Source organism: Shewanella sp. Pdp11 (assembly GCF_002838165.1).
GTDB lineage: Bacteria > Pseudomonadota > Gammaproteobacteria > Enterobacterales > Shewanellaceae > Shewanella > Shewanella hafniensis.
The window spans coordinates 3,666,627-3,679,148 of sequence record NZ_CP015194.1 but is presented as its reverse complement, the minus strand read 5'-3'; the positions used below and the strand labels follow the sequence as shown (position 1 = coordinate 3,679,148).

Annotated in this window: 10 protein-coding genes; 5 read left to right on the top strand and 5 right to left on the bottom strand. The window is 47.6% G+C overall.

The window, feature by feature from the left end:
• The first annotated feature begins 1 nt into the window (after position 1).
• The 5 genes from AYJ58_RS16245 (at position 2) to AYJ58_RS16225 (ending at position 6,381) form a co-directional block, all read left to right on the top strand.
• Positions 2-520: a (2Fe-2S)-binding protein gene (locus AYJ58_RS16245; RefSeq protein ID WP_106650922.1), complete on the top strand. Its 519-nt coding sequence runs from the start codon at positions 2-4 to the stop codon at positions 518-520.
• 1 nt (position 521) lies between these two features.
• Positions 522-2,768: a xanthine dehydrogenase family protein molybdopterin-binding subunit gene (locus AYJ58_RS16240; protein WP_106650921.1), complete on the top strand. Its 2,247-nt coding sequence runs from the start codon at positions 522-524 to the stop codon at positions 2,766-2,768.
• Positions 2,769-2,979: 211 nt separating this feature from the next.
• Complete coding sequence (locus AYJ58_RS16235; RefSeq protein ID WP_106650920.1) at positions 2,980-3,471, top strand: DUF1097 domain-containing protein; 492 nt, start codon at positions 2,980-2,982, stop codon at positions 3,469-3,471.
• Positions 3,472-3,575: 104 nt separating this feature from the next.
• Positions 3,576-5,030, top strand: coding sequence for a methyl-accepting chemotaxis protein (locus tag AYJ58_RS16230; RefSeq protein ID WP_106650919.1), 1,455 nt, complete (start codon positions 3,576-3,578; stop codon positions 5,028-5,030).
• 751 nt (positions 5,031-5,781) lie between these two features.
• Positions 5,782-6,381, top strand: a complete 600-nt coding sequence (locus tag AYJ58_RS16225; RefSeq protein ID WP_106650918.1) for a hypothetical protein — start codon at positions 5,782-5,784, stop codon at positions 6,379-6,381.
• 792 nt (positions 6,382-7,173) lie between these two features.
• On the opposite strand, the gene xthA is transcribed toward AYJ58_RS16225, so the two are convergent.
• From xthA to AYJ58_RS16200, 5 genes are all read right to left on the bottom strand, one after another.
• A complete protein-coding gene (gene xthA / locus AYJ58_RS16220; protein ID WP_106650917.1) occupies positions 7,174-7,986 on the bottom strand; it encodes an exodeoxyribonuclease III in 813 nt (270 codons plus the stop codon).
• Complete coding sequence (locus AYJ58_RS16215) at positions 7,986-8,285, bottom strand: YciI family protein (protein WP_028761008.1); 300 nt, start codon at positions 8,283-8,285, stop codon at positions 7,986-7,988. The genes xthA and AYJ58_RS16215 overlap by 1 nt, the downstream gene beginning before the upstream one ends.
• A complete protein-coding gene (locus AYJ58_RS16210) occupies positions 8,285-8,830 on the bottom strand; it encodes a septation protein A (RefSeq protein WP_028761007.1) in 546 nt (181 codons plus the stop codon). The genes AYJ58_RS16215 and AYJ58_RS16210 overlap by 1 nt, the downstream gene beginning before the upstream one ends.
• A gap of 120 nt (positions 8,831-8,950) precedes the next feature.
• Positions 8,951-10,093 (bottom strand): IucA/IucC family C-terminal-domain containing protein, encoded by a 1,143-nt coding sequence (locus AYJ58_RS16205; RefSeq protein WP_106650916.1) that lies wholly within the window; start codon positions 10,091-10,093, stop codon positions 8,951-8,953.
• Positions 10,094-10,234: 141 nt separating this feature from the next.
• Positions 10,235-12,478 (bottom strand): TonB-dependent siderophore receptor, encoded by a 2,244-nt coding sequence (locus tag AYJ58_RS16200; protein WP_198555487.1) that lies wholly within the window; start codon positions 12,476-12,478, stop codon positions 10,235-10,237.
• Between the last annotated feature and the right edge of the window lie 44 nt (positions 12,479-12,522).

The window sequence follows — 12,522 nt, the reverse complement described above, 5'->3', positions numbered from 1 at the left end:
TATGGCAGAAGTTTTATCAACCAAAGCAGTCGGCAAGGAAGCGAATACCACCGCTTCCACCCAGACATTTTCTACCCAAACGCTTTCCATCAACGGTAAATCATTTACCTTAGATGCTGATCCTAAAATGCCCATCCTGTGGGCACTACGGGATATTTTAGGGCTCACGGGCACTAAATATGGCTGCGGTGCAGGGCTATGCGGTGCTTGCACTGTGCATTTAGACGGCCAACCCGTGCGGGCCTGCTTAACCAGTTTGGGGCAGGCACAGGGAAAACAACTGACGACAATTGAAGGCCTTGATAATCAAAAGCTTAAAAATGCATGGGCCGAACATAACGTGCCCCAGTGCGGCTATTGTCAGGCGGGACAATTGATGTCGGCTGCGGCGTTAGTGGCGCAGCATCCGAAACCTTCTGAAGAACAAATCAACTCGGCCATGTCGGGCAATATCTGCCGCTGCGGTACCTACCCGCGGATTAAAGCGGCATTGCAACACTATGCCAAACAGGAGGGCTAATATGAGTACTTTTACTGCCGTAGAAAATTTAAGCCGCCGCGATGTGTTAAAACTGTTTGGCGCAGTGGGTGGCGGATTAGTATTAGGGGCGAGTGGATTAACTTGGAGCCCCATGGCGCTGGCGCAGGATAAAGAAGCGCGGCTGAATCTGTTTATTGCCATTGGTGAAGACGACAAAGTGTACCTCACTTGCCATCGCTCCGAGATGGGACAGGGGATCAGAACCGGCATTCTGCAAGTCTTAGCCGAAGAGTTAGAAGCGAATTGGGATAAAATCGTACCCATTCAAGGCTTAGCCGATAAACGTTATGCCAGCCAAAACACTGACGGTAGCCGCAGTATTCGCGAAAATTACGACCGTATGCGCCAGATGGGGGCGATGGCAAGAACTATGCTAGAGCAAGCCGCCGCCGCGCGCTGGAAAGTCCCCGTGAGCGAGGTGCATACCGCCGACCATAAAGTGCTGCATGCTAAATCGGGCCGCTCGGCCAAGTTCGGTGAGTTAGCATTAGCCGCATCAGAGCAGCCAGTTCCTGCCGTTGAGTCATTAACCTTTAAAGAGGTTAAAGATTTCAAGCAGATTGGTGCATCACGTCAAATCGTTGATATGGATGCCATGTTAAGCGGTAGCGCGATTTATGGTTACGATATCAAACTCGACGGCATGCTTTACGCCAGCATCATGCGCCCACCGGTGCTCGGGAGCGATGTGGCAAGCTTGGACGATACCGCAGCGCGTAAAGTGGCCGGGGTAGTGGATGTGTATCGTTTGCCAGCTGCTAAGGGTGCACCCGCGTTTCAGGCTTTGGGCGGCGTTGCTGTTATCGCCACAAACACTTGGAGTGCCCTCGAAGGCCGCAAAGCCTTAAAAGTCACTTGGACTCAGGCCGACAACAGTCAGCATGATTCAAGTCTTTATTTGAAAGAGCTTGTCGAGCGGGTACAGCAAAGCGGTAATGTCGTGCGTCAAGCTGGTGATGAAATCAAAAACTGGCCCGAGGCGAATACGTTAAAAGCGGTTTATACCGTGCCTTATCTAATTCATTCTTCTATCGAGCCACCCGTTGCCACCGCCCATGTGACTGAAAAGGGCTGTGAAATCTGGGCATCGACCCAAACGCCGCAAAGTACCCAGCAAAATGTGGCCGCAGCGCTGGGTATGGGAGAAGAGGCGATTAAAGTGAATGTCACCCTATTGGGTGGTGGTTTTGGACGTAAATCTAAACCAGATTTTAGCGTTGAGGCCGCGCTGTTATCGAAGCAATTCAAGCGTCCAATTAAAGTGAGTTGGAGCCGCGAGGATGAGATCCAAAACGGTTACTACCATGCTATCAGCGCTCAGTCCTATCAGGCGCTGTTCGATGCCAACAACAAACCAACCGCGCTTTTAGCCCGTACGGGATTCCCATCGATCAGTTCAACCTTTGCCGAAGGGGTGGAATATCCCTCTGGCGGTGAGTTGGATTTAGGCTTTGTAGATGTGCCCTTTGCTTTGCCGAATTTAAGATACGAAGCGGTAAAAGCGCAGGCGCACAGCCGCATTGGCTGGATGCGCTCTGTGTGTAACATTCAGCACGGTTTTAGTGTCGGCAGTTTTGTCGATGAAATGGCTCATAGGTCCCAAGTTTCTTGCTTTGATATGTGGCGTAGCCTGCTAGGGGAAGCAAGGCGCGAGACCTTTAGCGATCAAGGTTTTAAATACGGCAACTATGGTGAAGATCTCAGCCGTCACCCCGTGGACGTGAGCCGCTATTTTGGAGTAATCGACGCGGTCGAAAAAGCCCAAGCTAAGGCGCCCAAGGCCGGTAAAAATCAGGGCTGGGGTTTTGCCGTACACCGCAGTTTTGTCAGTTATGTCGCCGTGGCCATGCTGGTGGAGGTGAGCGAGGATAAACAGCTTAAAGTGCTGAATGCCATCGCTGCTATTGACGCGGGCACGATAGTTAACCCCGATAGGGTAAAAGCCCAAACTGAAGGCGCGATTGTGTTTGGCCTGAGTTTAGCTTTGATGGGGGAAATTACCTACAGGGAGGGCAAAGTGCAGCAGTCGAATTTCCACGATTATCCTTTGCTGCGACTCCCCCAAACACCGGCTATGGAGGTCATCATTATTGCGTCCGATGCAGCGCCAGCGGGCGTAGGTGAGCCGGGTGTGCCGCCTGTTGCCCCGAGTTTAACCAATGCGATTTTTGCGGCGACGGGGCTGAGGATCCGCGATCTTCCCGTGAATAAACTATTGCGAGTGTAAGTGACGGCAAGAGGGTTAACTGAACGCCGTTTGAATAAAAAAGCGCCTAATAAGCGCTTTTTTCGTTTTTTTACCACAAAAAATTTGCTTGTTAGCGATTTTACGGGCATTAATGCCGAAAATTAGCAATAGATCAGGTTTTTGTTACCAAAATAGAGGTAATTTAACCAACAGATAAACTTCCGTGAATAGAATTATAAAGGGGTCATCCATGGAGAATCGTTGGCAAGTCGCTATTTCAGCCGGCCTATTGGCGGCTATTTGGTGTGGTGTCGCAGATGCCTTTCATCTGGTCACTTGGATTGGCTTTTTAGGTTGCAGCACTTTTTTTGCTCAACCCAAGGCTGGTTTTCAAGGCGTGATGATGGCGTGGTGCACGAATCTGTCCGGGGTATTTTGGGCGTGGCTCATTATCTCTGGCAGCAGTTTTTTTGTGTCGCCCGTATTTGGGTATATTTTTACCGGCATAGCCACATCGGCTATGTGTTTACAGGCAAGTTATCAAAAGCTTAGCTTTATTCCCGGCGCCTTTATTGGCTGCTGCATTACCTTTGCCATGGCGGGTGATGTGGCCAATGTCGTGCCGTCGTTGATCATTGGTGGCTTATTAGGTTTTAGTATGAGCTTGTTAACGGGGCAGTTGGTTAGCTTGACACAAAAGTGGTCTACCGCCACACGCAGTCAAGTAGCTAGCGCGGATTAGCATAATATCTGCTCAGATCTTATGACTGACACAACTGTCTTAGCGATCTGAGCTATACTGCTGATTTAGTGCCAAATAGCATTTTGTTCTTAGGAATTATCAAGATGAAACAAATCCAGTTTCGCACCATTGATGCCATATTGATCAAGTTCAGCCTCAACGGAAAGTTTTGGGTAGTCTGTTCTATGGTGGCGTTGATCACGGCCTCCGTGGCACTCGTCAACTATCAACACGCGCACCGAAACGTCGAGCAAGCGTCTATTGCCCGCGTTCAAGTGAGCGTCGATACCTTCGCGCAAGTTGCCACGGCGCAAAAGCTAGAAGCTGATGCCTTATCACAATTTGCCAGTCAATACGGTTTAACAGTGACCTCAAAGCAAAGTGAAGCACAGCGTCAAGGGGATAAAGTGACGGCCAGCGCCAGCGTGTCAGGCATGCAAGCCTTACAACTGACGCAGAATGTCCATGAGTGGGAAGTCGATGCGCGTAGCGATGCTAACTTTATGTTCTGGTTAGCATTAGTGGGCTTGTTGCCTTTATTCCAACTGAGTTACTGGATTTCGACCTCACTCGGCGGTGGCTTGTGGGACATGTACTTAGCCATCAAACGCTTAGCCGACGGTGATTTGAGCTTTAGATTAAACTTCTTTGGCACTGACGATTTCAGTTTGATTGCCCGCGAAATTGACCGCTGCGCCGATAACATGAGTGAAATGGTGTCGGCGATTGGCAAAAATGCACAAACCTTATCATTGGCATCCGATGAATTTAATCAACAGGCGGCCACCAGTGATGAGCTGATTGGGTTCCAACATCAATTCCTCGATTCCGTTGCCGTGGCGATGGCACAAATGACTTCAGCGATTGAAGAAGTTTCTATCAACGCGAGCAACACTTCGCTGCAAACCAAAGAAAACTCAACCCAAATGTCGGCTAGCCAAGGGCGAATTAGCCATACAGTGGAAAGTATTGGCTTACTTTCAACTAAGATTGGCGCGGCGTTTTCATCGGTGGAACAATTGTCTAAGGATGCGGCGAGTATCGATGCCGTGGTCACGACGATTAACAGTATTTCGCAGCAAACTAACTTGTTAGCCCTAAATGCGGCCATTGAAGCGGCGCGTGCCGGTGAGCAGGGTCGTGGTTTTGCCGTGGTCGCCGATGAAGTGCGCACTCTTGCGGGCCGAACTCAACAGGCCACGGTAGAAATTCAGGCCATGATTGAAGGCTTACAGTCTGGCACGAGTCGTTTATCTAGCATTACCATGGAGATAGTCGATCAGGCCGATGAAGGCCGCAGCGCGATTATCGCCGTCGGTGACGATGTTCAAGGTATGGCACAATCGGTGAATGCGGTATTTGATATGAGCAGCCAAATTGCCGCCTCGGCGGAAGAGCAGAGTGTCGCCGCGCGCGACATTGCCGGACAATTGAATGAAATCCGCCATCAGTCGGAAACCATCAAACAAACGGCCCAGCGCAGTGTGACCTTAGCCAATGATCTGCACCATGCTTCGGTCGGGTTAGATGGCATTTTAAAGCAGTACCGCACGAGCTAATGTTCACTTTCAATGTGAGTCGTCAGCATTGCCTGTTTTCAGCGTGGGTAGTTGAGCAATAACGCCCGATACTGAGTCTCATACTAAGCATTAGCGTATTATCTGAAAATGGCGGAAATCTTAGATTTCCGCCATTTCAATCTCGAAATACCTCAAAGCAGATAATTGAGTTGCTTAGCATTCATTGTCACTATTTCCCCAATATCACGATCTCCTTTTATGACTAAAATGTCCCTATTTTAGAGGGTCACTGGTGCAACAATGCCAATCTTAACTAACCCTATCGCTGATCGTTTAGCTAAAAAGTAATGCACAAAGCAAGATAACTTTGTTGTCAGTTGTGCTGTATTCATTGTCATTGTTTCCCCTGTGACTGCCATAAACTCGTCCCTGAGGGCTCAACTAAAACATCCTGTTTTAGAAGGTCACAGGTGCAACAATGCCAATCCTCCCCAACCCTCTAGCTGTTAGTTCAGCTAAAAAAGCTATTGCCCCATTCGAAGTTAGCAACGCGACTTGAGATAAACATCACTCGCCTAATGTTGACCAAAATTGACCAAAATTGACTAATGCGACAAAGTGACGACTGGAACGGTGGCGCTTCACCTCCCGAAAGTATTTCAATAGATGTTAGCAGCTGGTTTGGCGAGGAATAATTTAACAATGTGCTGTAAGCGCTGCGCTAGGACCTCCGTTCCGCTACGCTTCTCTGCGGCCCCTAAGCACGGCGTTATATGCATAAGAGGTGATTTTGGAAAAATTACTTAATAAATTAGGCTATTACAAAAAAAAGCCGCAGAGAAAGAGCACTCTAACTATTGCCTATAGAGTTCCTGAATCTCCGGAGAAAAATAGTCAGCGATTTATAGAAATAGTCGCTGAGGGTAATAAATGGTTCAAAGCACGGACAAAAGAGTCTAATGCTAATACCGGGATGTTTTTTAGCATTGTCCTTTTAATCGAGCACAAGCTTAATCACCTTCTTACTTGTGTCGATCCTGAAATAGAAAATTTGATGTTAGGTAAAAAAATTGACACTCTGAAATCGTTCATCAATATCTATGAGTTTGAGGACCGTAGTGAAAAGAAAGAGTTTCGAGAACTTTTACCACCTTTACATGAGGTTACAAAAATCCGAAATAAGCTCGCACATGATCTGATGAAGTCATCAATTAAGTTAAAGGAGCTGCCTATAACATTGGCATATGTTCGTAAAAGAGACAAAGATTTTATCGATAACGTGCTGACTAATATCGAAGATGACAGTGAAAAGTCATGTGTGCTATTAGCTAAGTTTGGCTTTATGTTTTCAGTTGAACTAGCACATGTAGCAATGACCGTTGAACTATAGAGCAGCATATAGCGAACAATTTAAGAGTGATTCGGTATGTGTGGTAATTTTAGTAGTTAAGGTGAGATGCGGAAGTATAGGTATTGCTTGCATAACACCTTAATTAGGCGTTAACCCATAGAATTTTTAATCCGAAATAGACTAATTAGAGCAAAAGGTCTATCACGTTTATGTCCCAAAGTATGTTGCGTATATCTTGTAAATCTACAGATTACGCGAATGCTCGAAAGGTGTGCCATGGTGATTGGCGAGACGACCGTCCGCCCCATGGACGGGGCGATCGAGCATCCAAGGACGGACTTGCTGCGAGTCGACGAGCGAATGCCATGGCAAGCCTGTGCGAGTGGATACCCGTAAACGCTAAACTTCTAACAACTGAAATTACTGCTCCCCAAACACTACTTTCCAACGCATTTCTGTCCAAAAGCTTGCTATGTATTTCTTTAAAATAAACAGGCTTCGCCGATGCTAAACAGTTGAGCCTTGGTGATTTGCGAGACGACCATCCGCCCCATGGCCGCTCTTTGGCGTCCATGCCATCGCGGCATTTGTGAATCCTTTCACATCAGATGGGGCGGTCGAACATCCACATATGGACTCGCTGTGTATCGTAGAGTGAATGCCATGGCTCACGATTAATCTGTGGCTGAAGCTAAGCTCACAACTTTTCTGCGATGTATGCTATTCATTTTTAACTTACTTGTGCCAATCTCATTCTGCTTAAGTCACTCTCAAACAAAAACATCGGCCTCAGCCGATGTTTTATGTCTATGAGATGGTTAACCCTGCGGATTAGGCCTCTTTGAACGTGCTCCAGATGGGCGCGTGATCTGAAGGTTTATCTATGCCGCGCAGATCGTAATCGACATCGGATTCGACTAAACGTGCTGCCAGTGAAGGCGTTGCTAAAATCACATCGATACGTAGGCCGCGGTTGTCATCGAACCCTTTGCTGCGGTAATCGAACCAAGAATAACGTTCGATACGCTCTGGGTGTAATTGACGGAAAGTGTCGACTAAACCCCAGTCTTGCAAGGTTTTTAACCACTCACGTTCTTCCGGTTGGAAGCTACATTTGCCGGTTTTTAGCCAACGCTTACGATTGACTTCACCTATGCCTATGTCTAAATCGGTCGGCGAAATATTGATGTCACCTATGATGGCGATATCTTCATCGTTGCTGTGATTTGTCTGCAAGTAGTGCATTAAATCCTGATAAAACTTACGTTTAGCAGGATATTTTGTGGGGTGATCTATGCTTTCGCCCTGGGGGAAATAGCCGTTGAATACGGTTAATGGACGACCATTCGCTTGGGAAAATGTGCCGATAATCATGCGGCGCTGGGCATCTTCATCATCGCTTGGAAAACCCTTTTGCAGTTTTTCTGGTGCGACTTTAGACAGCATGGCAACACCATAGTGAGCTTTACCGCCGTGGTAATGCACTTGATATCCCATGGCTTCGACTTCGGCTAATGGAAACGCCTCATCGTGCACTTTGGTTTCTTGCAGGCCGATAATGTCGGGCTGGTGGCTATCGATCAAGGCTTGCAATTGATGCAAGCGTGCCCGCAGACCATTGATGTTAAAGGACACTATTTTCATTAAGGCAGGACTCGTTTAAAGGGTTTAACCACAACACTTTGGTAAACGCCCGCTTCGATATAGGGATCGGCATCGGCCCAGTGTTTTGCTGCCACTAAGGATTCAAAATCTGCGACAACCAGTGAACCACTAAAGCCTGCATCACCAGGGTTTTCACTGTCGATGGCTGGGTGTGGGCCAGCGATCAGTAAACGACCTTCATCGGCGAGGGCTTGTAGGCGAGCTAAATGGGCTGGGCGTGCTGCTAAACGTTTTTCTAAACTATTCTCAAAATCTTGAGCTGAAATCATATACCACATTATTTGAGTTCCTTGCGTTGATCTTCGGGAAGGTGTTTATAAAGATAAAATACGGTCAGGACAGTATTAATTAAGGTTAAAGCGGTTAAACCAAACACTTTAAAATTGACCCAAGTTTCTAATGGCAAACTAAAGGCGACATAAATATTGACTAGGCCACAAGCGGCGAAAAAGATCACCCAATACCAAGTTACGCGAGCCCAAATTTTGTCGTCTACTTGCATTTCTTTGCCTAACATCGACTTTAATATCGATTTATTGAGCAATTGACTGACACCTAAGGCGATGGCAAACAAACTATAGATGATGGTCACTTTCCACTTGATAAAAGAATCATCGTGAAACACTAAAGTGAGTGTGCCAAACACTGTCACCATCGCAAAGGTGATTAAGTGCATCTTTTCAAGTTTCTTATATAACGCATAGGTCACGATCAATTGAAGCGCGGTGGCTGCGATCAATGCGCCGCTGGCGATATAAATATCGAAAAATTTATAGACGGCAAAAAAGATGACGAGGGGCAGGAAATCAAGCAGTTGTTTCATAATTAATCGTGTTAAAGAGACATGGGCTTGAGTGTAGCATGTGCAACATAAGGGCAAAAGCATCATGGGCCTAGGATTGCGATCTTGCCCATTAAACCGATTTAATCTTATAAGCTCGCTTCACGTTTGCTTGGCGGTGTTGACGTTAACCTTTGCACGACTTAACAGCGGGCAATCGTGGCATTGGCCTGTGTTGGCGAGTTGATACCTCAAGCAGCAAGTCCGGCGAATGCAGTGGATTTTTGGGCTCGGTTTTGAGTTCAATGTTGTGCTCGTTTTTACGCTTGAGTCTTTGCTCGAATCTGCACTGCTTTGCACTGGTTCGATAAGTAAGTTAATGCTGTTATACAACGGATTGGTGCTGCCATCTAAAAAGGTCGTGCGGCGAAACAGGGCTTGTTTCAATTGCTGGCTGTGCTGCTCAGTGAGTCCCAACTCCCCAAGATACCAGTGGATCAGATAGCCTAAATGACTCCAATATAATTTAACGGGCACGGGGCTTAAAGTGAGCAGGCGCTCAACACTCGGTTGCAGTAAGTTTAAGATAAGGCCTTGTAGGGCAAGTTCTTTATCAACTGTCGGCTTATATAGGCTTAATGGCGAGTGTACCTTAGTGTCTGTCTTGAAACTTGACTTAGTGTTGGTTTGGCAAAGTGGCTCGAAGCCGTGGTATTTTTTAAAGGTCAAAGCGGTATTTGGCTGGTGTTTTGCGATGTTACATTCAAATTTGGCCACTCGGCCACTGGGGTGTACCTGCATAAAAATGGACTGTGGCTGCCAGTGGATGGATTCTAAGTCAGTTTCTGGGGCATTGAAAATCCATTCCATCATAGGCGGGACTAAGAGGCCGAAATACCATTGGCCCCAAAGTGAATGCAGCGCTTTGCGGGTGTCTTTTCTACTGGCCACAGCGTTTTTATTGGCCGCAGCGCTTTTACTGGCGAAAGCAGGCGTTCGGCTGGTTGCAGCTGTTTTATCCGTCTCGGTTTTAGCTTCAGTTACAGCTTCAGTTTCACTCTGAGTTTCGGCGCTAGGGTGCGCTATAGCAAAACGCGCTAGCAGTGTTTGATAAGTATCGGCGCAGCTCCATTCATCGAAACTGAGTCCCGTGGGTGAGGTCGTTGCGCTAAAGTGCTCACCATAGAAGGGCGCCCGCTCATGTAACAGCTGATTGAGTGTCAAAATGGTTTGATTCAAAGCGTCGTGGCTTGGCGAGGTCTCACGTAATAGTTGCAGTCTGGTGTCTCCCCGTTGGCTTGCCATAGTGACTCCTTAATGGCTGTAATTCATTGCCGCTGTGATTGATAAGCCCCGCTATTATTGATAAGTCCAATAGATGAGGACCTTGTGAGCCCAAGATTTGGACTCACAAGGGTTTTCGAACTATCTCAATAAAGGTCTGACTTAGAAGCGATAGTCTAAGGTTAAGCTGGCACTTCGCGGCGTACCGTATTGGAATTGGCTGTATTGACCGACTTGGCTGTAGTAGGTTTTATCTAAGGCGTTGTGCAGGTTGGCGCTGAGCTTAAGTTGCTCGGTGAAGGCGTAACTTGCCATCAAACTTGCCAGTGCATAGGAGCCTTGCTCGACTTCGACTCTAATCTTGTCTATACCATTGCCTACCGGTTTATCAGCCTCTTGGTAGACACGGCTCTGCCAGTTAACCCCTGCACCAATTTGCAATTTATGCCAATCACCACCAAAGGTATAAGTGGTGAAGAGTTTTAACTGCTGACGTGGTGATGTGGTATTGATGCGTTTGCCCTTAGGATCTTCGGTGGTGAACTGGGTGTAGCCTAAGTAAACATTCCAGTCATCAGTGATTTTACCTGTTGATTCAAATTCGAATCCCTGTGTTTTTGTACCGTTTACGCCTTCATACACTTGTGTTGTGGTACCAGGGATCACATCGCCAGTGCTGATTCCAAGATTGTCTTGCCTGATCTCAAACACCGATAGCGACATATCTAAAGCCTCATCGAACAGGCTCGCCTTAATCCCACCTTCGTAGTTTTTCCCTTTGACCGGATCTAGATAGCTTTTATCGATTCTTTGCTTCGTTTGCGGTGCAAAAATGTCGGTATAGCTGGCATAAAGCGAATATTGCTCGGTCAGAGCGTATGTGAGGCCGAAGTAAGTAGTGAGTTCGTTACTGATGTTGAAATCGTACAGGCTGCCAAAGTTATCTTGGTCGGTTTCCCACTCATTGAGACGTAATCCGACGAGGACTGCTAAAGCGTCGCTGAGATTAAGCTGAGTCGCCACATAGGCGGCACTCTGTTTGGTTTCGCCAAATGAGCCAGTGGTATAGGCCTCCTTCCATTGAGGTTTAGGGTACTGGAAGTTCGGATCGCGAAAATCTCCCAGTGGTGGTACTGCAGCAGTGGGGTAATAATAGGGATTGGCGAACTCTTGGCGTTGACCATTCCAGCCAAACATCAATTGATGTTCCTGACCAAAGAGCTGGAATTGTCCTTCGGCGCGTAAATCCACATTGTGTTGGGTGCGACTGCCGTCGACATAGGCGATAGAGCCTGCAGTTGCGCCGATATTGGTCACAGGATCGGGATAGCCCGTGGCCCATAGCACATCGAACTCCAACGAGTTGTCTCCATAGGTGTAAGTCCCTTTTAGGTTCCAGCCATTATCAAATCTGTGTTCTAGACTGGCAAAGGTGTTGAGGCCTTGGGTATGCGCCGAGCCCCAATCGGGCGCTGTTGAAGTGGCGCGATCATAGTTAGTGCGGCTGCCATCACTGTAAAATAGTGGTAAGCCGCCCGACATAGTGCCGCTCGGTGTGGCATCTTGGTAATCAACCCCTAGGGTGAACAAGGTGCTATCGCCAATATCGGTTTCGACTATGCCGTATAGCGTAGTGCGCTGCTGCTCGTACCTGTCTTGAAACGAATCTTTATCCTGATAGGCGGCCACCGCGCGACCGCGCACGGAACCCGAGTCATTTAAGCTGCTGGAAACATCGACCATACCACGCACATTATTCCATGAGCCGACACTTAACGAGGTGTTGCCCATAAATTCTTGGGTCGGGCGTTTACGGATAAGGTTAATGGCCGCCGAGGGGTTACCTGCACCTGTCATTAAACCTGTTGCGCCGCGTACCACTTCTACTCGCTCGTAGATGGCAGTGTCGATCAGATTATCCCCATAGTTAAAGCGGGTGTCGTAGGTGGTGGGCACACCATCGTACAGAATGCTGGTCACGGCAATACCGCGGGCACTAATGCTGTATCTATCGTTATCCATAGGGCGAGCATTGATCCCAGCAACGCTGGTCATGGCATCAATCACACTATTAAGCTGTTGATCGTTCATCATTTGACGGGTGATAGACGTGACCGACTGCGGCGTTTCTAAATAAGATAAATCGAGCCCTGTCGCTGTGTTCATCGCTTGGGTTTTATAGCGATTGTCGTGTAAATCCTTAGCGCCAATGACATTGATGACTTCAATTTCTTTCTGGTGATTTTTAGTTTTGCTATCCGTATCGACAGTGTCAGCTGTGGCATGGGGAACCGTGGCTAACATGGCTGAGCACAGCAATAGCTTCGGGTTAACGAGGGCTTGCCGACAGACGAGTGCGATGCTGGAGAGAGGAAAAGTCTTCATAATGGTGATCTTTAATTCCATTTAGGTTGGGTTTAAATAAAGTGGGCCAGTTAGTCGCCCACACA